18 protein-coding genes and 3 pseudogenes are annotated in these 26,083 nt (G+C 57.5%); 7 read left to right on the top strand and 14 right to left on the bottom strand.

Translation table 11 applies throughout. The features are described from left to right. Positions 1-85: 85 nt before the first annotated feature. From carB to GKZ67_RS11500, 9 genes and pseudogenes are all read right to left on the bottom strand, one after another. Positions 86-2,044 (bottom strand): carbamoyl-phosphate synthase large subunit, encoded by a 1,959-nt coding sequence (gene carB, locus GKZ67_RS22640; protein WP_217278582.1) that lies wholly within the window; start codon positions 2,042-2,044, stop codon positions 86-88. An 8-nt stretch (positions 2,045-2,052) separates the two neighbouring features. After that, a complete protein-coding gene (locus GKZ67_RS11535) occupies positions 2,053-2,331 on the bottom strand; it encodes a hypothetical protein (protein WP_173242467.1) in 279 nt (92 codons plus the stop codon). A 45-nt stretch (positions 2,332-2,376) separates the two neighbouring features. Further along, entirely contained in the window at positions 2,377-3,162 is a 786-nt protein-coding gene (locus GKZ67_RS11530; RefSeq protein WP_173242465.1) for an Imm50 family immunity protein, read from the bottom strand. Positions 3,163-3,229: 67 nt separating this feature from the next. Further along, positions 3,230-4,326 (bottom strand): annotated as a pseudogene (gene carA / locus GKZ67_RS11525) (glutamine-hydrolyzing carbamoyl-phosphate synthase small subunit). A gap of 166 nt (positions 4,327-4,492) precedes the next feature. Then, positions 4,493-5,655: pseudogene (locus GKZ67_RS11520) on the bottom strand (aspartate aminotransferase family protein). 15 nt (positions 5,656-5,670) lie between these two features. After that, positions 5,671-6,276, bottom strand: a complete 606-nt coding sequence (locus GKZ67_RS11515) for a hypothetical protein (RefSeq protein ID WP_173242463.1) — start codon at positions 6,274-6,276, stop codon at positions 5,671-5,673. A 76-nt stretch (positions 6,277-6,352) separates the two neighbouring features. Further along, positions 6,353-7,339, bottom strand: a complete 987-nt coding sequence (gene argC, locus GKZ67_RS11510; RefSeq protein WP_173242461.1) for an N-acetyl-gamma-glutamyl-phosphate reductase — start codon at positions 7,337-7,339, stop codon at positions 6,353-6,355. A gap of 155 nt (positions 7,340-7,494) precedes the next feature. Continuing rightward, a complete protein-coding gene (argG, locus tag GKZ67_RS11505) occupies positions 7,495-8,679 on the bottom strand; it encodes an argininosuccinate synthase (RefSeq protein WP_173242459.1) in 1,185 nt (394 codons plus the stop codon). Then, the gene (locus GKZ67_RS11500; protein WP_217278581.1) at positions 8,679-9,266 is read right to left on the bottom strand and encodes a GNAT family N-acetyltransferase; all 588 of its coding nucleotides are present in this window, start codon (positions 9,264-9,266) and stop codon (positions 8,679-8,681) included. Before GKZ67_RS11500 ends, argG begins: the two co-directional genes overlap by 1 nt. 406 nt (positions 9,267-9,672) lie before the next feature. Here GKZ67_RS11500 and argB point away from each other — a divergent pair, with 406 nt between their 5' ends. The 6 genes from argB to GKZ67_RS11470 all read left to right on the top strand — a co-directional run bounded on the left by argB (position 9,673) and on the right by GKZ67_RS11470 (position 18,634). Beyond that, the gene (gene argB, locus GKZ67_RS11495; protein ID WP_173242458.1) at positions 9,673-10,458 is read left to right on the top strand and encodes an acetylglutamate kinase; all 786 of its coding nucleotides are present in this window, start codon (positions 9,673-9,675) and stop codon (positions 10,456-10,458) included. Further along, entirely contained in the window at positions 10,446-11,513 is a 1,068-nt protein-coding gene (locus GKZ67_RS11490; protein ID WP_173242456.1) for a M20 family metallo-hydrolase, read from the top strand. Before argB ends, GKZ67_RS11490 begins: the two co-directional genes overlap by 13 nt. A 116-nt stretch (positions 11,514-11,629) precedes the next feature. Next, positions 11,630-12,946: an argininosuccinate lyase gene (gene argH, locus GKZ67_RS11485; RefSeq protein ID WP_173242454.1), complete on the top strand. Its 1,317-nt coding sequence runs from the start codon at positions 11,630-11,632 to the stop codon at positions 12,944-12,946. Positions 12,947-13,018: 72 nt separating this feature from the next. Further along, a complete protein-coding gene (locus GKZ67_RS11480; RefSeq protein ID WP_173242452.1) occupies positions 13,019-16,462 on the top strand; it encodes a pyruvate carboxylase in 3,444 nt (1,147 codons plus the stop codon). A 56-nt stretch (positions 16,463-16,518) separates the two neighbouring features. Then, positions 16,519-17,253: a hypothetical protein gene (locus tag GKZ67_RS11475; RefSeq protein WP_173242450.1), complete on the top strand. Its 735-nt coding sequence runs from the start codon at positions 16,519-16,521 to the stop codon at positions 17,251-17,253. Between the two features lie 115 nt (positions 17,254-17,368). Next, a complete protein-coding gene (locus GKZ67_RS11470; protein ID WP_173242448.1) occupies positions 17,369-18,634 on the top strand; it encodes a M20/M25/M40 family metallo-hydrolase in 1,266 nt (421 codons plus the stop codon). 137 nt (positions 18,635-18,771) lie between these two features. On the opposite strand, the gene GKZ67_RS11465 is transcribed toward GKZ67_RS11470, so the two are convergent. The 5 genes and pseudogenes from GKZ67_RS11465 to GKZ67_RS25160 all read right to left on the bottom strand — a co-directional run bounded on the left by GKZ67_RS11465 (position 18,772) and on the right by GKZ67_RS25160 (position 23,523). Then, positions 18,772-19,248, bottom strand: coding sequence for an META domain-containing protein (locus GKZ67_RS11465; protein ID WP_173242446.1), 477 nt, complete (start codon positions 19,246-19,248; stop codon positions 18,772-18,774). Between the two features lie 261 nt (positions 19,249-19,509). Continuing rightward, positions 19,510-20,367: a transporter gene (locus tag GKZ67_RS11460; protein WP_173242444.1), complete on the bottom strand. Its 858-nt coding sequence runs from the start codon at positions 20,365-20,367 to the stop codon at positions 19,510-19,512. Positions 20,368-20,502: 135 nt separating this feature from the next. Then, positions 20,503-22,308, bottom strand: a complete 1,806-nt coding sequence (locus GKZ67_RS11455; protein ID WP_173242442.1) for a M1 family aminopeptidase — start codon at positions 22,306-22,308, stop codon at positions 20,503-20,505. After that, a complete protein-coding gene (locus GKZ67_RS11450; RefSeq protein WP_173242440.1) occupies positions 22,275-22,856 on the bottom strand; it encodes a M1 family metallopeptidase in 582 nt (193 codons plus the stop codon). The genes GKZ67_RS11455 and GKZ67_RS11450 overlap by 34 nt, the downstream gene beginning before the upstream one ends. Positions 22,857-23,140: 284 nt before the next feature. Next, positions 23,141-23,523, bottom strand: a pseudogene (locus tag GKZ67_RS25160) (CHRD domain-containing protein). A 441-nt stretch (positions 23,524-23,964) separates the two neighbouring features. Here GKZ67_RS25160 and dnaK point away from each other — a divergent pair. Continuing rightward, complete coding sequence (gene dnaK, locus GKZ67_RS11435) at positions 23,965-25,902, top strand: molecular chaperone DnaK (RefSeq protein WP_173242436.1); 1,938 nt, start codon at positions 23,965-23,967, stop codon at positions 25,900-25,902. Positions 25,903-26,083: the final 181 nt, after the last annotated feature.

The raw sequence follows: 26,083 nt of genomic DNA, 5'->3' as shown, positions 1-26,083 counted from the left end.
GAGATGGCGTAGCTCACGATTTCGCCGTGGTCGGCTACCGCGTCCAGCTCGATTTCCTTGGCTTCCTCGATGAACTCCGACACCACTACGGGTATTCGGTGCTCACTTCCTTGGCAAGCTTCAGGAAAGTTTCCAGCTCGTAGTTGTTGGAAACCACGTTCATGGCCGCGCCCGACAGCACGTAGCTCGGCCGGATGAGCACCGGGAAACCGACCTTACCCACGAAGTCAAACACGCCTTCCAGCGTCGAAAGCTCGCTCCAGCGCGGCTGCGAAATGCCCAGCTCGTCCATAATCGACGAGAACTTGTGGCGGTTTTCGGCCTCGTCGATGCGCTCGGGCGAGGTGCCCAGCACCGGCACGTTTTCCTGGTGCAGGCGCATGGCGAGGTTGTTCGGAATCTGGCCGCCCGTGGAGAGAATGACCCCGCCCGGCTGCTCAAAATCCAGGATATCCATCACCCGCTCAAACGACAGTTCCTCGAAATACAACCGGTCGCTCACGTCGTAGTCGGTCGAAACGGTTTCGGGGTTGTAGTTGATAACGATGGTCTTGTAGCCCTCGGCGGCGGCGGTCTGGATGGCGTTCACGCCGCACCAGTCAAACTCCACGCTGCTGCCGATGCGGTACACGCCCGAGCCCAGCACAGCTACCGACTTCTCAGTTTCGGGTGCCAAATCGTTTTCGGTGCCGTGGTAGGTGAGGTAGAGGTAGTTGGTCTTGGCCGGAAACTCCGCCGCCAGGGTGTCAATCTGCTTCACCACCGGCAAAATACCCAGTTCCTTGCGGCGCTTGCGTACGCGCAGCTCACTGGTGCGCAAGTTATTTTCGCCGTAGAATTTGGCGGCCAGCTGCATGTCCGAGAAGCCCAGCTTCTTGGCTTCGGCCAGTAGCGCCTTCTCGGGCGCGGTGCCATCGCCGAGGGGTAGGAGGCGCTGGCCCATTTCAAAAATGGTGCTCAGGCGCTGCAAAAACCACAGGTCGATTTTTGTCAAATCATGGATTTGCTGCACCGTGTAGCCTAGCTCAAACGCCTGGTTGATAGCGAAAATACGCTCCTCATTCGGGTCGCTCAGCAGCTTGTCTACCTGAGCATTGGTCACGGGCGCCTCGGGCCGGTTGGCCACGAAGCCGCGGCGGCCGGTGTCCAGCATCCGCAGGCCCTTCTGAATGGCTTCCTCAAACGAGCGGCCGATGGCCATCACTTCACCCACGCTCTTCATGCTGGAACCAATCTGCCGGGTCACGCCGTCAAACTTGCCCAGGTCCCAGCGCGGCAGCTTCACCACCACGTAGTCGAGCGCCGGCTCAAACAGCGCCGAAGTCGTCTGCGTCACGCTGTTTTTCACCTCAAACAGCCCGTAGCCCAGCGCCAGCTTAGCCGCCACAAAAGCCAGCGGGTAGCCCGTGGCTTTTGAGGCCAGCGCCGACGAGCGCGATAAACGCGCGTTCACCTCAATCACGCGGTAATCTTCCGAAACCGGGTCGAGCGCGTACTGAATGTTGCACTCGCCCACGATGCCCAGGTGCCGAATAGTCTTGATGCCAATCTGGCGCAGCTTGTGGTACTCGCGGTTGCTGAGCGTCTGCGACGGGGCCACCACGATGCTCTCCCCGGTGTGGATGCCGATGGGGTCGAAGTTCTCCATGTTGCAGACTGTGATGCAGTTATCATAGCAGTCGCGCACCACTTCGTACTCCACTTCCTTCCAGCCCTTCAGCGATTCTTCCACCAGAATCTGGCTCGAAGTCGCAAACGCCCGCTCGGCCAGTGCCCGCAGCTCGTCCTCGTTATCGGCAAAGCCGCTGCCCAGGCCACCCAGCGCAAACGCCGCCCGAATAATCAGCGGAAAGCCGATTTCCAGGCCCGCCGCGATGGCGTCGTCCATCGTGGTAACGGCCCGACTACGGGCCGTTTTGACGTCGATTTCATTGAGCTTGTCAATGAAAATATCCCGATCCTCGGTGTCGATAATCGACTGCACCGGCGTGCCGAGCACGCGCACGTTGTACTTCTCGAAAATATTATTCCGGTAGAGCTGCACCGCGCAGTTCAGCGCCGTTTGCCCCCAAACGCCACCAGAATGCCGTCGGGTTTTTCCTTCTTAATTACCTCCTCGACGAAATACGGCGTGACGGGCAGAAAGTATACATCGTCGGCAATATTGTCCGACGTCTGCACGGTGGCAATATTGGGATTAATCAGGATGGTCGTAATGCCTTCTTCCTTCAGCGCCTTCAGCGCCTGCGAACCGGAATAATCAAATTCGCCCGCCTCGCCGATTTTCAGAGCGCCCGAGCCGAGAACCAGTACTTTCTTGATGTCTTTCATTGGTTGCTTAAAGCCTTCTAAGTGAGAAGGAAGCGAATGTGAAAATTAATTGCGTTTCTGTCCATAAGACATGACACCAACCATTCTAAAGCGCATGGCCTTAGAAAATTCTTTGTTGCATATAAGCACTTCCATGCTTTTCAGAAGAGTGCTCACTTGTCCTAGTGCTTCGCTCAATGTCGTTAAGTGTGAATCGTGGCGACCTATGACAAGATAAACCTCTGTTTCATCAAAGAGACTGTTAGCGTATTCTGCTACCATATCTGCTTTGTATTCACTAGCTTGTTCATGATTCAAGCCGACATAAATCCAATCAGACCAATCGAAATTGCGTAGCAAGTGCTCGCTTGCGATGAATATGTTTTTGGCATCCAACATGTCCACTGAACTAGTGTCAATAAGGGGCTCCCTAGGAATGGGTTCGGTTGGCACTAAGCTCAAAACAAACACCTCTTCAGCAACTACCACAAAAGATTCTAATCCATTGGACGAGTCTAAGGTGCATTTGATATAGCTATCGCTCTCTTTAAACGCTAAATCAAAAATGACATTTTGGTGGTCGAAGCCGTTGAACTTTAGCTCTTGAATACCGATGAATTGAAGCTCGACGTTGCAGTGCTTGATTAACTTGTAATAGCCTTGTTTATCAAGCTTATTCGTCATTTCGAAAGCAGCAATAACTAAGGTAACTGAGTAACGCCCAGTAGGGTGAGATTCAAAAGTTACCTTAGTTATTTCTGCGTCATGAAAATCTGGCCAATAACCGAAATGCTGCTCAACTACCTCGTAGTCGATTATGCGGCTAATTGCAGGATTCTCATGTGCTGTCATTACGCTTTTCGACAATGCGTTAGAGATACTTCGTTGCGCTCAGAATGACGTTGATTTTTGCTTCTGTCTATTCTGCTGGCTGAGCCTCCTTGTACTTCTCAACCGAAGCCAAAAAGTCGTCAAACAGATACTCCGTATCTACCGGCCCGCCGGCGGCTTCGGGGTGAAACTGCACCGCGAAGAACGGCTTGGTTTTGTGGCGGATACCCTCGCAGGTGCCGTCGTTCAGGTTCTCAAACAAGCCTTCCCAGTCGGCGGGCAAGTTCTTCATATCCACCGCAAAACCGTGGTTTTGCGAGGTTACGTAGCACTTGTTGGTGCCGAGCTGGCGCACGGGCTGGTTGTGGCTGCGGTGGCCGTATTTCAGCTTGTAGGTGCTGCCGCCGCAGGCCAGGCCCATGAGCTGAATGCCCAGGCAGATGCCGAAAATTGGCTTGTCGCCGGCCAGCGCGGTGCGCAGGTGGGCTATGGTTTTCTCGCACATCGTGGGGTCGCCGGGGCCATTGCTCAGGAACAGGCCATCGTAGTCTAGCTGGTTAAAATCGTAGTCCCAGGGCACGCGGGTTAGCTCCACGTCGCGCTCCAGCAGGCAGCGGATGATGTTGTTTTTCACGCCGCAATCGACCAGCACGATTTTGTGCTTACCGCTGCCGTAGCGCTTCACGCCATCCACGCTCACCTGGGCCACGAGGTTGTCCTCGTTGGGGTCGTGCAGCGGCACGTCGTGGTCGGGTGTCACGATTTTGCCGAGCATAGCGCCTTCTTCGCGCAGCTTCTTGGTGAGCATCCGGGTATCCACATCGTAGATGCCGGGAATATTGTGGGCGGCCAGCCACGCGCTCAGGCTTTGCGAGGCGTTCCAGTGGTTGTATTCTTCCGAATAATAGGATACTACGAGGCCCGAAATATGCACCTGGCTCGATTCGAGGGCGCTCGAAATATCCTGCTCAATCTGCTCCATCGGCACGCCGTAGTTGCCCACCATCGGGTAGGTCAGCACCAGAATCTGGCCCGGAAGGAGGGGTCTGTTAAGTTTTCGGGGTAGCCCGTCATGGCCGTGCTGAACACAACCTCGCCTGCCGACGCCGTGTAGGCCCCAAACGACTTGCCCTCCAGCTCAGTGCCATCGGCTAATACCAGTTTTACCGGCTTCGTATTTTCCACGCTTGTTGAGTTATGTGTAAAGTGGAGGAGTGCTCCGTTGGTCGCTAATTGATTAATTCACAAAGGCTTTTGCACACGTTGAGCTTGCGAAATATCTTACCTAAGGCTCGAACAACTTGTTCTGGCGCAGTAAGATGCTTCGCAAGCTCAGCATGATAGATGGGTCTTAATCCTGCTCTACTACTGTGGTATCAACCGGCACCTTAGCCGATTCCAGTGCGTAAAGCGCCTGCAAAAATAGGTCAGCTTCGGCCTTGGTGATGTTCAGCGGCGGCAATAAGCGCAGCACGTTCGGGTCGCTGGCGTTGCCTACGAAGATGTGATGCTCGAATAGCAGCTTATCGCGGATTTCTTTGATGGGGAAGTCGTACTTCACGCCTATCATCAGCCCGCGCCCGCGCACTACCGTGGCCTGGCTGTGGGTGCGCAGCTCCTGCATGATGTATGCGCCCAGCTCGGCCGCGTGCGCCACCAGGTTTTCCTGCTCTAATACTTCGAGCACCGCCAGGCCCGCCGCGCAAGCCAGATGGTTGCCGCCAAACGTGGTGCCCAGCAAGCCATACGACGCCTTAAACTCCGGCGAAATCAGCACGCCGCCAATGGGGAAGCCGTTGCCCATGCCCTTAGCCGTGGTGATGATGCCCGGCTGAATGCCCGCATGCTGGTGCGCAAAAAACTCGCCGCTGCGGCCGTAGCCGCTCTGCACCTCGTCGGCAATCAGCACCACGCCGTGCTGTGCGCACAGCGCCGACAGTCCCTGCAAAAACTCGTCGGTCGGCAGCACCACGCCGCCCACGCCCTGAATCGGCTCGATAATGCAGGCGCACACTGGCTGCGCCTGCATCACCTGCGCCACGGCCGCGAGGTCGTAGGGTACGAAGCTCACGCCGTGGCCCGCGTTGAAGGGCGCCACGATTTTGGGGTTGTCGGTGGCGGCTACCGCGCCCGAGGTGCGGCCGTGAAACGCGCCTTTGAACGCAATGACGTGGTTTTTGCCGGTGTGAAACGACGCCAGTTTCAGCGCATTCTCATTGGCCTCGGCCCCGAGTTGCACAAAAACAGCGTGTAGTCGGGGTAGCCCGACAAGTTGCCCAGCTTCGCGGCCAGCTCCTGCTGAATTGGGATTTTCACCGAGTTGGAGTAGAAGCCGATTTTGGCCACCTGCTCCTGCACGCGCTGTACGTAGTGCGGGTGGCTATGGCCGATGGAAATCACGGCGTGGCCGCCGTAAAAATCCAGATACTGCTGGCCGTTCTCGTCCCAAAGCGTCGCGCCGAGCGCCCGCACCGGCGTGATGTTTACGAGCGGATAAACGTCGAAGAGGTTCATGGTTTGTTAGCTAGATTATTTGAGGTTAAAATATCTTTTATAATCGGCTACGTAGTCGCTCGCACTTAGTGTAATCATCGCCCTTTTTTCTATATCGTAGTAGATGTAATTATTATTCTCAAAGTATGCGTAACGGAAACGCAGGGCATCATAGAAAAAGCAAATTTTCTTGTTTTTAAAAAGGTCGTAGACTATAGTTGCTGTCTCTGGGTCAGTTGCTCCCATACTCTCGATGCGCTTAGAGTTAGGGTACTGTGGAGAGGATACGATAATATTTGCCAACTCTTTTCGATTCATTAAAAAGGCAATGAAATGCGAATGGTCAGTTGTAAAAAGACTGTTGAGCTGCAAGTTTTCGCCATTTGCTATGCTGCTGGGTTCGAAGCGTAGAACGGGAATTGGAATAACTGTGCCTTTGCGATATAGCTCTTGCTTGTCATTGAATACCTCGCGACCAGACAAATCATCTGAAAAAATTTCGAAATTGTCTTTTCGCAGCAGGTAAGTCCATATTGCTTTTTCGGCTTTTAAGTAATCGTAAGAATAACACTGCTTCGGCTGTGAATAAGCCCTTGTGAAAAAGCAGAGAAGCAGTAAAGCAGCAGCGACATAGGTTTTCATCGTCTTGTATTATCGACTGAGGCAAAACCACCTCAATTAATATGATGCTAAGGTTGCTACTTCTTCACACGGTAGGTTAAAAAAACGAAGCCTTACTTTTCAACCCCGCCGTTTCCTTCAGGCCAAACAGCAGATTCATGTTCTGAATAGCCTGCCCCGACGCGCCTTTCAGCAGATTGTCCAGCGCGGAGGTAATGAGCACCTGGTCGTCGTGCTTGGTCACGTGCAACAGGCATTTGTTGGTGTTCACCACTTGCTTGAGGTGAATTTCCTTCTCTGATACTATCGTGAATGGCGCATCGCGGTAGTAGTCGGCGTACAACTCTTGTACCTCTGGTATTAAAAGTTCGCAGGTAGTATAAACCGACGCGAATATGCCCCGCGTGAAATTGCCCCGGTAGGGGATAAATCGCACCGGCTTGTCAAAGCTCGGCTGCAAGTCCACCAGCGTTTCGCCAATTTCGCCCAAGTGCTGGTGCGTGAATGTTTTATAGGTCGAAATGTTGCCGGTGCGCCAGGTGTAGCCCGTCGTTTCGACGAGGCCCCGGCCCGCGCCGGTGCTGCCCGTAATGGCCGAAATATGCACCGCATCGTGCAGTTGCCCGGCCGCCGCCAGCGGCAGCAGCGCCAACTGAATGGCCGAGGCGAAGCAGCCCGGATTGGCAATGCTGTCGGCCGTGCGGATTTGCTCCCGGTTCAGTTCCGGCAGGCCGTACACAAAGTGCCGGCCGGCTACGTCACTGTCGGCCGCCAGGCGAAAATCATTGCTCAGGTCAATGACTTTGGTGCTAGCGGGTAGGTTGGCTTCGAGCAGCCACTTGCGCGAGTGGCCGTGGCCGAGGCATAGGAAAACCACGTCTTCATCGCCGCGCAGCTCGCTGGCGAAGGTGAGGTCGGTATCACCCAGCAGGTCGTCGTGCACCGAGTGCAGCGGCTGCCCGGCCTGCGTCGAGCTGACGACCGCGCCGATTTCGGCGTGCGGGTGGTGCAGTAGCAGGCGCAGCAGCTCGCCGGCTGTGTAGCCCGCGCCGCCCACGATGCCGGCAGTGATAGATTTATTCATTGAGCTGCTGTGGCGCCTCACCCCCGGCCCCATCTCCGAAAAGGAGAGGGGGAGCCGAGGTAGCGCAAACGCAAAAACTAAAGCTAAAAACTAAGACTAAAACTAGTCCCCCTCTCCTTTTCGGAGAGGGGCTAGGGGTGAGGCGCCACGTCAGGCTAGTCCTGCAGCGAAGCGTGAATCTTCAGCTGATTCCCGAAAATCTTAATGAACCCGCGCGCGTCGCGCGAATCCCAGGCATTGTTCTCCTCGCCATAAGTCGCTACCTTCGACTGCATCATATCATACTTCGACTCAATGCCCAGCAGCTCAAAGTGGTAAGGTCGCAGCTCCACGAATACCGTGCCCGTTACCCGCTCCTGCGACGATAATAAGAAGGCCTCAAAGTCCCGCATCACCGGGTCGAGATACTGCGCCTCGTGCAGCAGCGTGCCGTACCAGGTCGCCACTGGCTCCTTGTGCAATTGCTGCCAGCGCGAGAGCGTGTGCTTTTCCAGCAGGTGGTGCGCCTTGATGAGTAGCAGCGCCGCCGGCGCCTCGAAGCCCACGCGGCCCTTGATACCCAGGATAGTATCGCCCACGTGTGTATCGCGGCCGATGGCGTAGGCGCCGGCGATGTCGTTTACCTGCTGAATGAGCGACACGGCATCCATGCGCTGGCCGTTCAGCGCCACCGGCTCGCCTTTTTCGAAAGTGATTTCCAGCTGGCTGGGCTTGGTCTGGGAAAGCTGGGTAGGGTAGGCGCTCTCGGGCAGGGCCTGGCGCGAGGTCAGCGTTTCGACGCCGCCCACGCTGGTGCCCCAGATGCCCCGGTTGATGGAGTATTTGGCCTTTTCCCAGCTCATCTCGAAGCCCTGGTCCTGTAGGTACTGGATTTCCTGCTGGCGCGAAAGCTTCTGGTCGCGGATGGGCGTAATAATTTCCACGTCCGGCGCAATCACCGCGAAGGCCACGTCGAAGCGCACCTGGTCGTTGCCGGCGCCGGTGCTGCCGTGCACGATATATTCAGCGTTTTCGCGCTTGGCATATTCGGCAATGGCCAGCGCCTGAAACATGCGCTCGGCGCTTACGCTCAGCGGGTACGTGTCGTTCTTCAGCACGTTGCCAAACAACAGGTAGCGCAGGCAGTCGTGGTAGTAGCGCTCGGTAATATCAATCACCTCATGCTTCACCGAGCCCAGCTCGTAGGCACGCTTCTCAATGGATGCCAATTCTTCGGCCGAAAAGCCGCCCGAGTTCACGATAACGGTATGGATTTCCAGGTCGTGCTCCCGCGAGAGGTTCACCACGCAGTACGACGTATCGAGGCCGCCGCTGTACGCTACAATTGCCTTTTTTTTCATTATTCAGAAAGAGTAGAAGTCGAAGAAGGGGTTTCCGTCTCGGTTTCCGAAGCGGGCAGCGGGGCCGTGACATCGTCGAAGACCATGCCCGTGCAGAGGCACATTTTGCGCTCGTTCTCGGTCAGGATACCGAAGTTTTTGCAGCTCTTGCAGCCTTTCCAGAAATCCTCGCTGGTCGTCAGCTCCGAGAACGTCACCGGCTTATAGCCCAGGTCGCTGTTGATTTTCATCACGGCCAGGCTGGTCGTGATGCCGAATATCTTGGCATCCGGATATTTGCTGCGCGATAGCCGGAATACCTCGCGCTTGATGGCGCGGCCCAGGCCGTGCTTGCGCAGCTCGGTGTTCACTACGAGGCCCGAGTTGGCCACGAACTTGCCGCTCTCGAAGGTTTCGATGTAGCAGAAGCCGGCTAGCTCGTCCTCGACAAACGCGATAACGGCGTTGCCCTGCACCATTTTAGCTTTCACGTACTCCGGGTCGCGCTTCGCGATGCCCGTGCCCCGCAGCTTGGCCGATTCGATGTACCATTGACACAGCAACTCCGCATACTGCGTGTCTGCTGCCGTCGCAACCCGTATTGTCATTTATTTAGAAGGAAAGACTTAGGAAAGAAACGTAGTTTACCGGCCCTCGCCCTCGCGAGTTGTGCGGCAGAAAACCCGAAATCTATCGGTAAGTGGCCGAGCTCGTTATCGGTGGCTCAGCAAAGCTGGCTCGCAGCCAGCACCCGGCAGTTGAAGCCGGCTAGGGTCGTCGCAGCAACGCGCAAACTAGCGTACGCACGCTTCCCGAGCCCGGGTGGGCCGCGTTAGAAAGCAGAGAATTGGTGCGAGCCAAGGAAGTCATTGCAGGAAAGCAGCCGTGGGCTAGCGAGTGAGCCAGCAAACCAGGGGCCATAATGGAGCCGCAAAGGTAAAAGTTCCTACTTTTGTCCGCAATAGGCTGGGTAGTTTTTTTTGTTGGCGGGGCCGGGGCGGCGATTAAGTAATTATGAACAAAACAGAGATAACTATTTATAAAATTGGCGGAGGTATTATTGATGATGCCGACGCCCTGGCTAAATTCCTGGGCTTGCTGGCCCAGGGTGGCGGCCCTAAAATTCTGGTGCACGGTGGCGGCAAAGGAGCCAGCACCATGCTACGCGAGCTGGGCCTCACGCCGCAGCTCATCAACGGCCGCCGCGTCACGGATGCCGCCACGCTCGATATCGTGGTCATGTTTTATGCCGGCAAAACCAACAAGCAGGTGGTAGCCGAATTGCAGCACCTGGGCGTGAACGCGCTGGGTTTGAGCGGCGCCGACGGCAATATTATTCAAGGTGTTAAGCGGCCAGTTAAGGATATCGACTACGGCTTTGTAGGCGACTTGACGCCGGCCAGCGTCAATGCCGGGCTGTTGCAGCAAGTAATTGCTGCTGGTATTACGCCGGTACTGTGTCCGATTATTCACGACGGCCAGGGGCAACTATTAAATACTAACGCCGATACCATTGCTTCGGCTGTAGCCGTAGCGCTGGCCGAATTTTATTCGGTAACGCTGCACTATTGCTTCGAGAAAAACGGCGTACTACATGACGTAAACGATGACCAATCAGTAATTTTGGAAATTAATTTGGTGAAATACGACGAGCTGAAAAAGCAGGGCATTATTGCCGACGGGATGCTGCCGAAACTGGAAAATTCCTTCGCGGCGCTGCACCAGGGGGTAAGCCGAGTAATTGTCGGTCACGCGCTTAATATTGGAAATTCACTACATACGGTGCTGTGTCTGAAGTAATTGAGCAGCTTGGCGACGACGCGATTGCGCTGTTAATTCAATTAATTAAAACGCAGTCGTTTTCGCGCGAGGAATCGGGTACGGCCGCTATTCTGGAGGAATTCCTGACCCGATACGATATTCCAACGCAGCGACGGGGCAATAACGTGTGGGCCGCGCAGCCGAATTTCGACCCGCAGAAACCCACTATTTTACTCAACTCGCACCACGACACGGTGAAGCCGGGCGCGGGCTGGACGTACCCGCCCTTCGGCGCGACGCGGGAAGGCGATAAATTAATTGGCCTTGGCAGCAATGATGCCGGGGCGTCGGTCGTCAGCCTGCTGGCTACCTTTCGCTATTTCTACAACCGGCCCACGGCGTTTAATTTAATCTGCGCCATTACGGCCGAAGAGGAAATTTCGGGCGCCAACGGCATTAAAAGTATTTTGCCGGAATTAGGAAAAATTGACTTCGGCATCGTGGGCGAGCCTACCGGCATGAACGCCGCCGTGGCCGAAAAGGGCCTGCTCGTGCTCGATGGCGTGGCGCGGGGCCGCACCGGCCACGCCGCCCGCAACGAGGGCGAAAACGCGCTGTATAAGGCGCTGGATGATATTAACTGGCTGTGCAATTACCAGTTCCCAAAAGTGTCGGAACTACTGGGGCCGGTGAAAATGACCGTGACCCAAATTTCGGCCGGTACGCAGCACAATGTAGTGCCCGACGAATGCCGCTACGTGGTAGACATTAGAACTATTGAATATTATTCGAACGAAGAAATTCTGGATACCGTGCGGGCCCACGTGCGGGCTGAAATCACGCCGCGCTCTACCCACTTGCAGTCGTCGGGAATCCTGCTGACGCACCCGATTGTGCGCAAAGCCGTGGCGATGGGCAAAACCACGTATGGCTCGCCCACGCTTTCCGACCAGGCAATGATGCGATTCGATACCCTGAAAATGGGACCGGGCGATAGCGCCCGCTCACACGCGCCGGACGAGTATATTTTACTCAGCGAAATTCGCGATGGGATTGCGGAGTATATTAAATTGCTGACTGACTTCACATTTTAAGCGCAAGGTTTCGCAAGGTTAAAATAGGTCGCGCTGCGCCAAGCCTGATTTTAACCCTTGTTTGACTGTGTTCCAAACCCTGCGTAACCTCATTTAACCTTGCGAGACTTCGCGCTATGAAAATCTGGGAAAAAGGCTTTTCGGTAAACGACAAAATTGAGCGCTTCACGGTGGGGCAGGACCGCGAACTGGACATGTACCTGGCGCCCTTCGACCTGCTGGCCTCCCAGGCGCAGGCGAAAATGCTGGCCAGCATCGGCTTGATTTCCAAAGCGGAAGAAACCCAGCTGCTTGCCGGGCTGGCCGAGCTGCGGGCGCAGGTCGAAGCGGGTACGTTCGTTATCGAGCCAGAATTCGAGGACGTGCATTCGAAAATTGAATATTATTTGACCGATAAATTTGGCGATGCGGGCAAGAAAATTCACACGGCCCGCTCGCGCAACGACCAGGTGCTGACGGCCATTCAATTATTTATTAAGGATTATACCGAAAAAATCGGCGCAAAAATTCTGGAATTAGTCGATTTACTAATTCGGCAAGGCGAAAAATACCAGCACGACCTGCTGCCCGGCTACACGCATTTTCAGGCGGCCATGCCCAGCAGCTTCGGGCTCTGGTTTGGCGCTTATGCCGAGCATTTGCTGCTCGATATGAGCTTGTTGGAGGCCGCGCATACCGTGGCCGACCACAACCCGCTGGGCTCGGGCGCGGGCTTCGGCAGCAGCTTCGGCATCGACCGCGAGCAGACGACGCGCGAAATGGGATTTAGCAACCTGGCCATCAGCGCGGTGGGCGCGCAGATGCTGCGCGGCAAAACCGAAAAAACGCTTGCTTTCGCCATCGCGGGCGTGGCCGGTACGCTCAGCAAGCTGGCCTACGACCTGGTGCTGTATAACAGCCAGGATTTGGGCTTCGTGAAGCTGCCCAAGGAATTCACGACGGGCTCCAGCATTATGCCGCACAAGAAAAACCCCGACGTGTTTGAGCTGGTGCGGGCGCACTGCAACCGCCTGCAAGCGCTGCCGAACGATATCATTCTCACCATTAATAACCTGCCCAGCGGCTACCACCGCGATTTCCAGCTAGTAAAGGAAATCCTGTTCCGGCCCATGACGCAGTTTGCCGATATTCTGGATATTTTATTATTTGCCGTGCCGGTGCTGGAGGTGGTGCCGGGCGTAATAAATCAGCCGAAGTACGACGCCATCTTTTCGGTTGAGAACATTAACCAGCTTATTCAGCGCGGCGTGCCGTTTCGGGATGCCTACAAGCAGGTGGGGCAGGCGGTGGATGCGGGCACCTATGTGCCACATAAGGAATTTGCAACCAGTCATTTAGGCAGCGTGCACCAGCCCGGCTTACCAGAGCTGGGAGCGCGGCTGCAACAAGCGCGCGCGCGGCTGCCCTGGGCCAGCGGCGCGGCAGCGGAGTAGGGGCCAGGTAGGATGGCTGTAACCCGGAGCGTAGCTTAGCCGCTACACTGCTGCCATCTCTACAAAACCCGTATGAAAATCACGAAGCTGCTCGTTGCCAACCGCGGCGAAATAGCCATCCGCGTGTTCCGCGCTGCCTCTGAGCTGGGCATTGCCACCGTGGCCCTCTATACGTACGAGGACCGCAACTCGCTGCACCGCTACAAGGCCGACGAAGCCTACCAGATTGGTCGCGACGACGAGCCGCTGCGCCCGTACCTGGACATTGAAGGCATTATCACCCTGGCTAAGGAGAACGGCGTCAACGCCATTCACCCCGGCTACGGCTTTCTGAGTGAGAACGCCGACCTGGCCCGGCGTTGCCGCGAGGAAGGCATTACGTTCGTGGGCCCGCGCCCCGAGGTGATGGAGGCGCTCGGCGACAAGGTAGCCGCCAAGGAGGTTGCCCTCAAGTGCGAGGTGCCGCTCATCGAAAGCAGCGAGGCTGACCTGGTTGACGCGGACGTGGCGCTGGCCGAGGCGCACCGCATCGGCTACCCGGTGATGCTGAAGGCGGCCAGCGGCGGCGGCGGGCGCGGCATGCGCGTCATTCGCGACGATGAGCAGATGCGCAAGGGCTTTTTCGAGGCCCGCAACGAGGCCCAGAATGCCTTTGGCGACGATACGGTTTTCCTGGAGAAATTCGTGGAGCGGCCCAAGCACATTGAAGTGCAGCTGGTGGGCGACCAGCACGGGCACCTCACGCACCTCTACGAGCGCGACTGCTCGGTGCAGCGGCGCTTCCAGAAGGTAGTGGAGGTGGCGCCGGCCGTCGATTTAACCGAGTCGCTGCGCAGTCGGCTCTACGAATATGCGCTGAAAATCGGCAAGGCCGTGGGCTACGACAACGTGGGCACCGTGGAGTTTCTGGTGAACCCCGAGCTGGACCGCATCTATTTTATCGAAGTCAACCCCCGCATTCAGGTCGAGCACACCGTGACCGAGATGATAACGGGCGTGGACATCGTGAAAACTCAGCTTTACATCGCCTCGGGCTACCCGCTCCAAGCGCCCGAAATTGGCCTGGGACCCGATGTGGCAGTGCCGCGCGTGGGCGTGGCGGTGCAGTGCCGCATCACGACCGAGGATGCTACCAACGACTTCAAGCCCGACTACGGCACCATCCTGGCCTACCGCTCGGCGGGCGGCTTCGGCATCCGGCTCGACCAGGGGTCTGTTTATCAGGGAGCTATCATCTCGCCGTTTTTCGACTCGCTGCTGGTAAAGGTGTCGGCCCACGCGCCCACCCTGGCCGGCGCGGCCCAAAAGATGCTGCGTACACTCGATGAGTTTCGGGTGCGCGGGGTGAAGACAAATATGCAGTTTTTGCAGAATATCGTGCGTAACCCCGAGTTTCAGGCTGGGCACGCGACCGTCGATTTTATCAAGGACCACCCCGAGCTGCTGCAATTCAAGACCCGCCTCGACCGCGCTACGCGCCTGCTGCACTACATCGGCGAGGTAGTGGTAAATGGCAACCCCGACGTGGCCGGCCGCGTGGATGAGCGCCGCCAGGTGCGCAAGGTGCCGCTGCCCCAGGCCGACCTGCACCAGGCGCCCGCGCCTGGCACCCGTCAGAAATTGCAGGAGCTGGGGCCCGAGAAATTCGGCGAGTGGCTGCGCCAGGAGCCGCTCATCCACTACACCGATACGACCCTGCGCGACGCGCACCAGAGCCTGCTGGCCACGCGCATGCGCACCATCGATATGCTGAAGGTGGCCGACCGCTACGCCCGCCGGCACCCGCAGACGTTCTCGCTGGAGGTGTGGGGCGGCGCAACATTCGACGTGGCGCTGCGCTTTCTGCACGAAGACCCCTGGGCCCGCCTGACCCGCCTGCGCGAGGCCGTGCCGAATATCCTGCTCCAGATGCTGATTCGGGGGGCCAACGGGGTGGGCTACAAGGCCTATCCGGACAACCTGACCGAGCGCTTTGTGGCCGAGGCCGGCGCGAAAGGCGTCGAAATCTTCCGCATTTTCGACTCGCTGAACTGGATGAAGGGCATGGAAGCCTGCATCGGTTTCGTGCGTAAGCAAACCACCGGCCTGGCCGAAGGCAGTATCTGCTACACCGGTGATATTCTGGACCCCAGCCGGCCCAAGTACAACCTTCAGTATTACCTGACCCTGGCCAAGCAGCTCGAAGATGCCGGCGCGCACATCCTGTGCATCAAGGACATGGCGGGCCTGCTCAAGCCTTACGCGGCCCAGGAGCTGATTCCGGCGCTGCGCGCAACTGTGAAGCTGCCCATTCACCTGCACACCCACGACACCAGCGGCCTGCAAGCCGCCACCTACCTCAAGGCCGTGGAGGCGGGCGTCAACGTGATTGACGTGGCGCTGGGCGGCCTCTCGGGCCTCACCTCGCAGCCCAACTTCAACTCGGCGGTCGAGATGCTGCGCCACTCGCCGCGCCACCGCGAGTTCGACCAGCACAGTCTCAACGAGTTCAGCGATTATTGGGAAGCCCTGCGCGAGCAGTATTACCCCTTCGAGAGCGGCCTGCTGGCCAGCACCGCCGAGGTGTACGAGCACGAGATTCCGGGCGGGCAGTACTCCAACCTGCGGCCCCAGGCGGCCGCGCTGGGCTTGCTCGACAAATTCGAGGAAGTGAAGCAGCGCTTTGCCGACGCCAACCAGCTGCTGGGCGACATTCCGAAGGTTACGCCCTCGTCGAAAGTGGTGGGCGACCTGGCCTTGTTCATGGTTTCCAACAAGCTCACGCCCGAAGACGTCATCAGCCGCGGCCCGAGCCTGAGCTTCCCGGAGTCGGTGCGCGAGCTACTGCGCGGCGACATCGGCCAGCCGCTGGGCGGCTGGCCCGCCGACGTGCAAAAAGCCGTGCTCAAGGACGAACAGCCATTCACCGACCGCCCCAACGAGCACCTGGCGCCCATCGACTTCGACAAGGAGTGGGCCGAGTTTGAGAAAACGCACCCCAATGCGCAGTTCACTGACCTGTTATCGAGCCTGCTCTACCCCAAAGTATTTGCTGAATACTGGGAGTTCCGGCAGCAATACGGCGACGTGAGCCGCATCCAGACGCCGGTATTCTTTTTCGGGCTGAAAGAAGGCGAGGAAACCATTATTGAGATTGCGCGGGGCAAGTCGATTATCATTCGCCTGCAATCCATCGGCCCGGTCAACGCCGAAGGCATGCGCACCGTGTTCTTCGCTCTCAATGGCCAGACCCGCAACCTGGAAGTGCGCGACCAGCACGTAGAGGTTAAAACTGTGCACAACGCCAAGGCCGACCGCGCCAACCCCCGGCAGATTGCCGCGCCCCTGCAAGGCATGTTGAGCAAGGTGCTGGTGCAGCCCGGCCAGCAGGTAGCCAAAAACACGCCGCTGTTCGTGATTGAGGCCATGAAGATGGAAACCACCATCACCGCCCCCGCTGACCTCACCGTGAGTACGGTTTCGCTCGGCGCGGGCACCCGCGTACAGGCCGACGACTTAGTGCTAACGATGGAGTAGTGGTCGGTAAGAAATTCTCAAAAGTATGCTTTAATATTAAAGTATAAATTTTATATATGAAAATAATATTTCTACCGTTACTGGTGCTACTGCCACTAAGCATTTTTGCACAAGGTGCCCCAGCTACCGAGCGCCTTCCGGAAACGACCCAAAGCCTGTCTAGCCTATTGGGCGGGAGCAATAAAATGACTGGTTTGGCTAACCGCGACGAAGTAGCGCTGGGCTCGCCCCTGTTATTTTCCGACTGGCGGCTGGGTGAGGTGCTGCTCCGGGGCAATCAACGCCCCATTGCCGTGCCGCTCAAGTACGATGAGTACCGGCAAGAACTACGGGCACGACTCCCTCAAGGCGATTCGGTGGCTGTACCAATGGGAAAGGTGCAGGAGTTTAGAGTATTGAATCCGGCACCAACTCGGCACTTTGTTAATTATTTGTCGGCACCGCCTGATAGTCCTGGTACATGTGCTGAAGTGCTAGTAGAAGGCCCGAATGCCCAGCTGGTTAAGTTTTGGCACAAATCACTGGTCGCGCAGCAAGCTCCCGGCAGCACGTATGCCGCCACCACGACCGTAAATACGTTGGTAGAGCAATCCAACTATTACCTGCGTTGGGTGAGTAACGATAAGTTTTCGCCGCTACGCCTGAAACAGGCTAGCTTAGAGCAGGTACTAACAGCTTATCCGGCCGCGCTGGCTGCCCTCAAGGCCCGGAAAGGTAGACTTAGTTCGGAAGCTGATTTAATTCATGCCGTGACCGAACTCGAGCCGCTATTGAGTGCTCCTAGTCATTGACCAGCACCATTATTAAGGAGTTGGTTAATGGTACTTGGTGTTGAAAAACTACTTGAAAAATGATTGTCAAGCTATGCGTATAATTTTGCTGATGAGTTGCCTTGCCGGGTGCCTGGTGTCAGCCACCGCTCAAACTCAACACGGTGTATCGGCTAAAACCGTGAGGCGCGTGCTCAACACCCTGGCAGCCGACGATATGCAGGGCCGCGCCAGCGGCCAGCCCGGCAACCAGCGGGCGGCCGACTTTCTAGCTGCCGAGTTTACCCGTTTCGGCTTGCAGCCGCTGCCGGGGCAAATGAGCTTTATGCAGGAGTTTTCGGCCTACGAAACGGCCGTGGCCAGCCTGGCCGTAACGCTCAACGGCCAGCCGCTGCCGGTCGGACAGGCGTTTGCCATCACGACTCAGCCCGCGTTGAACTGGAGCGAAAAAGACGGCGTAGAAGTGCTGGTGCTGGGGCCAACCGAAAAAATCCAGCCACACTACCGCGATATTTTCCGGCCCGGTAAAAATCTGCTGGTACTGCTCGACCCGGCCCAGAAAGAGCTATTTACCTCGCTGGCAGCGCAAATGACCAGGCCCCGTGTGCGGGCCGAGCAGGCCGCCAGCCCATATTCGTGCGTGGTGGCGCTGGCCACCGCGTCCGTCAGTCCGGCCGCGTACCAGGTGACTGCCAGAACCACCACCAAGCCGCTGGCGCTGCGCAATGTGGTAGGCTACCTGCCGGGCCGCGAAGCGGCCCGCAGCACCGAAAAAGTTATCTTCTCGGGCCACTACGACCACCTGGGCATCATCAAGCCCGCCGTGAATGGCGATTCGATTGCCAACGGAGCCGACGACGACGCCAGCGGTACCACCGCCGTAGTGGCGCTGGCCCAGTATTTCAGCAAGCGCCACGACAACGCGCGCTCGCTGGTATTCGCGGCGTTCACGGCCGAGGAAATCGGCGAGTTTGGCTCGCAGTATTTCTCAAAGCAGCTCAAGCCCGAGGAAATAATAGCGATGTTTAATATTGAGATGATTGGCAAAGTCGCCAAGTTTGGCCCGAATACCGCTTTCATCACGGGCTACGACAAATCAAATTTCGGCCAGCTGCTGCAAGCCAACCTGCAAGGCACCAGATTTAAGTTTGAGCCCGACCCGTACCCCGAGCAAAACCTGTTTTACCGCTCCGACAACGCCATGCTGGCCCGCGTGGGGGTGCCGTCCCACACCATCAGCACCGACCAGATTCCGACCGATAAGCTCTACCACAGCGTCGATGATGAAGTAAGCAGCCTGGACGTGAAGAACATGACGGCCGTCATCTCGGCCATTGCGCTAAGTGCCCACGGCATGGTAACCGGCCAGCAGACCCCGACCCGGGTAGCTCCTGAAAAGTAACCCATAGCTCCCTGCTCCTTGTAGTTTTAATAGCAAGCAATTTTGCGGAAGTCAGGCGCGACAGTGAAGTCAGCCTAGGAAAAGGCATTGACGCTGACTCCGCTGCAGATAAGCTAATGAACTAATTTGGGCAACTACTAAGGCATTTTGGCCGCTACCAGCTGCACAAGCGGCGTGCCCGTGCGCTCGGCACTGGTATAGAGCCGCAGCGTGTCGCCGCTGATGTGGTAGTAGCGCGTAGCGTCGAGGGCCTGCGTGAACTTATGCTCGGTATCCATAAGCGGGCAGGCCATCCGGGTGCTGCCCAGGTTGGCAAATTGCAGCTGGCCATCGGTTTCGGCGGGCTTCAACCCGCCCCGGAAGCGGTTGCAGCCGCTCATGCCCTCAGCCGTGCCCGCATTGCTGATAAGTAAATAAGGCACCTGGTCCGGCGAGGCAGCAGGCGCGAGCGGCTGGCCACCCATTGCGAAAACCGTCCAGCGGGTTTCGCGCAGGGGCGCATCCGGAGTAGTAATAGCACTGACCATCGGCGTAGTGTTGGCGCGGTCAGTAACGCGCTGGCAGGCAGTGCCAACCAGTATCAGGCAAGGCAGAAGAAAGGCGAAGCGACGCATAAAATAAAGCCAGCTATAATAAGCAAGCTCGAGCTTATACGGTGAGAATGGCTCCAAAGTAATAAAGGGTGATGTTTTCCGGCAGCTGACCGGGATTTGTGGGTACTGGCCACTACAGTTACGGTAGCTTATTCTCGCGCAAAAAGGGCAGCGAATCAGCTGCTTAGCCTGATTCGCTGCCCTGGTGTGTTGCAGATAGCAGCTATTCTTGAGCTTGGCGGCCGAAGCAGCGGCGTAAAGCACTGCGCCGGTTATTTTGGCTTAATTGCCCCCAACCCGGAAGCTCATGCCCACGCCTACAGTGGTAGCCCCGGCAGCTACCCCACCCATGATACGACCCAGGGTGGCGTCGAAGCGCAGGCCAGTCCAGGGCCGGTAATACAGGCCGGCATTGGCTCCGGTAGTCAGGTTATCGCGCCCCCGGCCATAGGCTTCGACAAAGTAGCCGGCTTTATTGCTGATGGGCGCGGTGAGTGCCAGTGAGCCGATATACTGGCCGGCTATCTCGCCATTGAAAACGTCGGCCAGCGTGAGGCCCGACTGGACAAAGCCAAGGTTGCCTTCGAGCGCGGCGCGGCGGCCCAGCTGCTGGCTCACCAGCAGGCGGCCGGCGGGGGCCCAGGTAGTGCGGCGCAGGCCATTCTGGCCGGTGTTAGGTATGGCTACTTCAGCCAGCAGCGCTACCTGGAAGCGGCTGGCCCGGTCGGGCGTCAGCATCAGCTTGGTGCCTACCGTTATGGGTGCCCACCCGGCCGAGTCGGGCCGGAGTACCGGCTTGTCGCCCACGAAGCCCGGCGTAGCTGTCGAATTTCCAAACACGTAGGGCTGCGTGATGCGCAGTTCCATACTATTGAAGAAGCCGATGCGCAGCGTATTTACGTTGCTGCTCACGCCGACGCCTGTTCGCGGCGAAAAGCGTTGGATACCCGTTTCGAGCTGAAACTGGCCCGGCCGTAGCACACCAGCCGTGATAGTCTGGCCGGGGCGGTCGGGGCGGATATGCTGCGCGAAGGGCGTGTCAGCATTTTCATTGTTTTCATCCGGCGTATTCTGGGCCAGGGCGGGAGTGAGGCGGCCTGCAAGCAGGGCAGCCAACACCAGCGGAGTGGTCTTGCGCATGACTACCCGACGCGAAACCCAATAGGATAGTTCAACGTAAAAGGCCGGCTTTTGGAGAAAACCAATACGACCCCGTTAGAAACCTGTAGTTTCTAACGGGGTCGTGTGCCTGGTAACTAGCTTATTGTAAATAATTTACTTGCTTTGCTGAATGGCCTGCACGGCGGCGGCCACGGTAGCCTGATTTTGCGCGGCGTTGGGCTTGCCGGCCTGGGCTTCGGCACCTTTCTGCAACACATTTATCATCATTTTATCGTAGCCCCGCGCTTTGAATTGCGGCGACACAGCTAGTTTTTGTAGTCGGTCCACATCCTCGGCAAAGGCCGTGGGGTCGTTGAGGCGGCCCAGCATTTGGGTCAGCGCCCCGATGAGACCGTACTTGTTACGTCCCGAGGCAGCATCGTACGTTGTGCGGATATAATTCCACTGCTCCGGCCCGCCCTGCTGGGCGTAGACGGTCGTCACGGCCTGGCCCAGGTGGGCGTCATTCTCAAACGCTTTGGCCCGAGCCAGCGCGGCCGTGGGATTAATTTCGCCCAGGGCTTCGAGGCCGGCTCCCTGCACCAGATACGACTGGCTACCGAGGGCAGCAGTCAGGATTTTCTCATCCTTCTTGTCTTTCAGCTGGCTCAGGGCTATTAGGGCGGTGGCCCGTACATGGTTTTCGGTTTCGGTGGCGGCCAGCTGGCGGAGGATAGGTGCGGCAGCCTTAGCCACTTCCCTATTATCCAGCTTCAGGCCCTGAATAGCGGTAATGCGCAGCTGGTAAAACTTGTCTTTGAGGGCGGCCAGCACCAGGGCGCGGGCTGCCGCATCGGTCGTTTGTTTTTCCAGCGCGGCATCAAGAGCCTCGCGGCGGTCTACAAATAGCGGCGCGTGGCTATATTGGTACACGTACTCGCTGAGCGGCTTGTTGTCGGTTTTCTGCCAGAGCGTAAACTTCTCGGCGTCCACGTTCACCAGCTGGGGCTGGGCCGCCAGCGGCATACTGAACGTCTGGGTGGCCTGGGTCATCATCACGCGCTGGCGCTGCGCTTTGCCATTTACGTAGTAATCAATTGCCAGCGGCAGCTGAAATACCTTGTCGGGCTGGGTTTGCTTAATTGTGACAGTCTGGGTCTTGGTGCCCGCGTCCCAGCCGTAGTCAATCGTCACTACCGGCTGGCCGCTGCCGAAGTACCATTGGTTGTAAAACCAGTTCAGGTCCTGACCCGATACCGCTTCCATAGCCAGGCGCATCTGGTGCGCCTCGCCATTGCCGAATTTATTGTCGGTAAGGTACTTGTGCAGGCCGGCAAAGAATACGTCGTCGCCCAGGTAAGTGCGCAGCATCTGCACAATGGCCCCGCCTTTCTGGTAGCTCACGAGGTCGAATACATCCTCACGCTCATTATAATGAAAGCGCACCAGGTTTTTACCCGCATCACGCTGGCTGGCCAGGTACGATTTCAGGTAGCGGTAGTTGTGGGCATCCGACGCCTCCTGCCCGTATTTGTGCTGGGCGTATAAGGCCTCTGAGAAGTCGGCCATCGACTCGTTTACCGTGATGTTCGACCACGACTCGGCCGTGACGTAGTCGCCAAACCACTGGTGAAACAGCTCGTGCGCAATTACTGATTCGCTCTGGTACTCGCGGTCGAGCAATTCGCGGGCGTCCATCTGCACCTGCTCGCCGTGGAGCGTGGCAGTAGTGTTTTCCATGGCGCCGCTCACGTAGTCGCGCGCCACAATCTGCGCGTATTTATTCCACGGAAACTCTACACCCAGGCGCTGGCTGAAAAACTCCAGCATGTCGGGCGTGTTGCCGAAAATCTGCTTGGCGTAGGGCGCGTACTTGGGCTCCAGGTAATAGTTAACCTCCTTATTGCGCCAGGTGTCCTTGTAGATTTTAAAGTCGCCCACCGCCATCATAAACAGGTAGGGCGAGTGGGGCAGGTCCATCTTCCAGGTGTCGGTGCGCAGGCCGGGCCGGCGGCCACCTGGCTTACCAGCCGGCCATTGCTGAGCGTGGTGTATTTGGCCGGCACCGTCATGGCGATTTCCTCGGTCGTTTTCTGGTTGGGCCGGTCGATGGTCGGAAACCAGGCCGAGGAGCTTTGCGTCTCGCCCTGGGTCCAGATTTGCACAGGCTTACCCTTTACCGTGCTGTCAGGGTTGATAAAGTACAGGCCCTTGGCATCGGTGATGGCCGCTGAGCCCTTCACCGACAGCTCGTCGGGCTTGGCAGTATATTCAATATAAACTATGTATTCCTCGCCCGGCTTAAACACCCGGCCCAGGTTGATACGCAGGTTGTTTTTGTCGGAGTAGTCATATTTGAGCGGCTGCTGGGCGCTACCGCTCATCATCGCCACCGTTTTGATATCCATGCCCTGGGCATCGAGGCGCAGGGTATCGGTAGCATAGGCGTGGGGCTTGAGCGTCACCCACTCCTGCCCGTAGAGGTAGCGCTTGGCATAGTCGAAGCGCACGGCCAGCCTGGTGTGCACCAGGTCATTGGTTTTGGTCGACGAAGGCTGGTAAGGAGCGTTTGGCGCGGCTAGGGGGTAGAAGGGGCCTGGGCCTGAGCCGCAACGGCCAGCAGCAAACAGCTTGGCAGCAGTGCGGCAAAAAGGGTGGGTTTCATGGAAGAAGAGAAGGTAGCAGACTATGGAAGGCCAAAGATGCAGGCCACCCGGCAAAGTTGCCTTCCGGGCCGCTATAAACACGAAAGCCGGCCGCTGTTTCAGCGGCCGGCTCATAGTAGCGGAGAGTCAGTAATAATATTATTTGGCTACCAGATTGGCACGAATCTCACCGCCGGGTTAGCTGCCGTATGAATGTTAGCATACACGTGGCCCATTGTCAGCGAGTCGGGCTGCGAAGTAATCAGCGGAGCGGTGCTAGAAGTAATAGTCGTGAGCGTGGTAGTACCCGTGATGGTACCGCTGGTAGCTGCAGGTAAGTTTGCAAAAGGCAGCCATACGTTGCCTTTATGCTTCGCGTCGCCATAGTGCAGGTGCGCGGAAGTGGGATTACCCGTTAGCCCGAGAAGGTGATTGTGTAAGACAGTACCTTGGTATTAGGGTCGTAGGTTCCGGTAAAGCTGCCCGTTGCCGATGTAGCCGAGGTGGCGGGCGTCTCATTGGCGGCACTCAGCGTACCCGTTACCTGCATGGGCGCGGGAGTAGTGCTGTTATCACTTTTTTTGCAGGCTGTAGTTAAAGCCAGGCCAGCCAGAGCGGTAAGGAAAAGATTTTTCATGTAAGCTGAAAAGAGGTGGAGATTGAAATGTTGGGCGTTCAACGTATAACGTCATAAACGGTTTTGCCAAGGTACCCGGATTGCAAAAAGAAAACTAATTTTTTGGCTCAACTGCTTAAAGTAGACGCCCAGCTGCTTTCGCCGCAGCGCCGGCAACTTCGGCAGGGTGGCCGGGCGGGGGTAGGTGTTTGTGCGCCGCGCTGGCAGCCGCTGCGTCAGCGAGCGGCGCGGCCCGGCCAAAGTGGCAGAAAACAGCGCTTGGTACGCGGCTTGTAACAAGGCCTCCAGCGGCTCCGTAGCCGTTACTCCCAACCCAGACACCTGTCACTTTTAAACTTCAGCACCCGCACTATCATGGGCAAAATCATCGGTATTGACTTAGGCACCACCAACTCGTGCGTCGCCGTAATGGAAGGCAACGAGCCGGTTGTAATCCCCAACTCCGAAGGGCGCCGCACCACGCCGTCGATTGTCGCCTTTCTGGACAATGGCAAGGGTGAGCGCAAAGTAGGCGACCCGGCCAAGCGCCAGGCCGTTACCAACCCCAAAAATACGATTGCCAGCATCAAGCGCTTTATGGGCCGCAACTTCTCGGAAGTATCATCCGAGAGCAAGTACGTGGCGTATGACCTGACGCCCGGCTCTAATAATACGGTAGCCGTAAAAATCGGCGACCGCAACTATACGCCCCAGGAAATCTCGGCCATGATTCTGCAAAAGATGAAGCAGACGGCCGAAGACTACCTGGGCCAGCCCGTAACCGAAGCCGTTATTACGGTGCCGGCTTACTTCAACGATGCCCAGCGCCAGGCTACTAAAGAGGCGGGCGCCATCGCGGGCCTCGACGTAAAGCGTATCATCAACGAGCCGACGGCTGCCGCGCTGGCCTACGGCCTCGATAAAAAGCACAAAGACCAGAAAATAGCCGTGTATGACCTCGGCGGCGGCACGTTCGATATCTCCATTCTGGAGTTGGGCGACGGCGTGTTTGAAGTGCTGAGCACCAACGGCGATACCCACCTCGGCGGCGACGACTTCGACCAGGTTATTATCAACTTTCTCGCCGACCAGTTCAAGAGCGAAAACGAAGGTCTCGACCTGCGCAACGACCCCATGGCCCTCCAGCGCCTCAAGGAAGCGGCCGAAAAAGCCAAGATTGAGCTGTCGTCGTCCAACGAAACTGAAATCAACCTGCCCTATATTACGGCCACGGCCAGCGGCCCCAAGCACCTGGTAGTGAAGCTGAGCCGCGCCAAATTTGAGCAACTGAGCGACGACCTCGTGCGCCGCTCGATGGAGCCTTGCAAAAAGGCGCTGCAAGATGCCGGCCTCTCGGCTTCGCAGGTTGATGAGGTTATCCTGGTCGGCGGCTCTACTCGTATTCCCCGCATTCAGGAAGAAGTAGAGAAGTTCTTCGGCAAGAAGCCTTCAAAGGGCGTGAACCCTGACGAGGTAGTAGCCATCGGCGCCGCCATCCAGGGCGGCGTGCTCACCGGCGAGGTGAAAGACGTGCTGCTGCTCGACGTAACCCCGCTGTCGCTGGGCATTGAGACGATGGGCGGCGTGATGACCAAGCTCATCGAGAGCAACACCACCATTCCGACCAAGAAATCGGAAACCTTCTCGACGGCTTCCGATTCGCAGCCTTCGGTCGAAATTCATGTGCTGCAAGGCGAGCGCCCGCTGGCCAGCCAGAACCGCACTATTGGTAAGTTTCACCTCGACAGCATTCCGCCCGCACCCCGCGGCGTGCCGCAGATTGAAGTAACGTTCGACATCGATGCCAACGGCATCCTGAACGTAACGGCCAAGGACAAAGGCACCGGCAAAGAGCAGAAAATCCGCATCGAAGCCAGCTCGGGCCTCACCGACGCAGATATCGAGCGCATGCGTACCGAAGCTGCCGCTAATGCCGACGCCGATAAAGCTGAAGCCGAGCGCATCAAGAAAGTAAACGATGCCGACTCGCTCATTTTCCAGACCGAGAAGCAGCTGAAGGAGTTTGGCGATAAGCTGAGCGGTGGCAACAAAACTGCCGTAGAAGGTGCCCTCGCCGACCTCAAGAAAGCTCACGAAAGCAAAGACCTCGGCGCAATTGATGCTGGCGTAGCCGCGTTGAACAAGGCCTGGGAAGCAGCTTCGCAGGAGATGTATGCTGCCGCCGGAGCGCAGGGCGGCCAGCCGGGCGCCCAGGGTTTCCCCGGTGCCGACGGCCAGGGTCAGAGCGGCCAGGGCCAACCCGCTGGCGACCACGTAACCGACGTAGATTACGAGGAAGTAGAAGGCAAATAACTGGCAGAGGAGCACCGACTGAGTTAAGTCAATCGGTGCTTCGAAAAGGCCGGCAGCGCAAGCTGCCGGCCTTTTGTCGTTTGGCTACACGCCCTGCCCGCCTGCTGGGCTGCCGGAGGACACAAGGTGCTAGCCTCCGCATAGGCAGGCGCTGGAAGTAGCTGCGTGCTAGCTACAGCCC

This window comes from Hymenobacter sp. BRD67 (assembly GCF_013256425.1).
Classification (GTDB): Bacteria; Bacteroidota; Bacteroidia; order Cytophagales; family Hymenobacteraceae; genus Hymenobacter.
Note: the sequence above shows the minus strand (reverse complement) of the source record. Positions and strands in the feature narration are given on the sequence as shown.

Bases quoted from the DNA above. Each gene is read 5' to 3' on its own strand.
- GKZ67_RS11515 (WP_173242463.1), bottom strand. From the start codon at position 6,276: ATGAAAACCTATGTCGCTGCTGCTTTACTGCTTCTCTGCTTTTTCACA.
- argG (WP_173242459.1), bottom strand. From the start codon at position 8,679: ATGAAAAAAAAGGCAATTGTAGCGTACAGCGGCGGCCTCGATACGTCG.
- dnaK (WP_173242436.1), top strand. From the start codon at position 23,965: ATGGGCAAAATCATCGGTATTGACTTAGGCACCACCAACTCGTGCGTC.
- argB (WP_173242458.1), top strand. From the start codon at position 9,673: ATGAACAAAACAGAGATAACTATTTATAAAATTGGCGGAGGTATTATT.
- GKZ67_RS11475 (WP_173242450.1), top strand. From the start codon at position 16,519: ATGAAAATAATATTTCTACCGTTACTGGTGCTACTGCCACTAAGCATT.
- GKZ67_RS11535 (WP_173242467.1), bottom strand. From the start codon at position 2,331: ATGAAAGACATCAAGAAAGTACTGGTTCTCGGCTCGGGCGCTCTGAAA.
- GKZ67_RS11500 (WP_217278581.1), bottom strand. From the start codon at position 9,266: ATGACAATACGGGTTGCGACGGCAGCAGACACGCAGTATGCGGAGTTG.
- argC (WP_173242461.1), bottom strand. From the start codon at position 7,339: ATGAATAAATCTATCACTGCCGGCATCGTGGGCGGCGCGGGCTACACA.
- argH (WP_173242454.1), top strand. From the start codon at position 11,630: ATGAAAATCTGGGAAAAAGGCTTTTCGGTAAACGACAAAATTGAGCGC.
- GKZ67_RS11530 (WP_173242465.1), bottom strand. From the start codon at position 3,162: ATGACAGCACATGAGAATCCTGCAATTAGCCGCATAATCGACTACGAG.
- GKZ67_RS11465 (WP_173242446.1), bottom strand. From the start codon at position 19,248: ATGCGTCGCTTCGCCTTTCTTCTGCCTTGCCTGATACTGGTTGGCACT.
- GKZ67_RS11455 (WP_173242442.1), bottom strand. From the start codon at position 22,308: ATGGACCTGCCCCACTCGCCCTACCTGTTTATGATGGCGGTGGGCGAC.
- GKZ67_RS11480 (WP_173242452.1), top strand. From the start codon at position 13,019: ATGAAAATCACGAAGCTGCTCGTTGCCAACCGCGGCGAAATAGCCATC.
- GKZ67_RS11460 (WP_173242444.1), bottom strand. From the start codon at position 20,367: ATGCGCAAGACCACTCCGCTGGTGTTGGCTGCCCTGCTTGCAGGCCGC.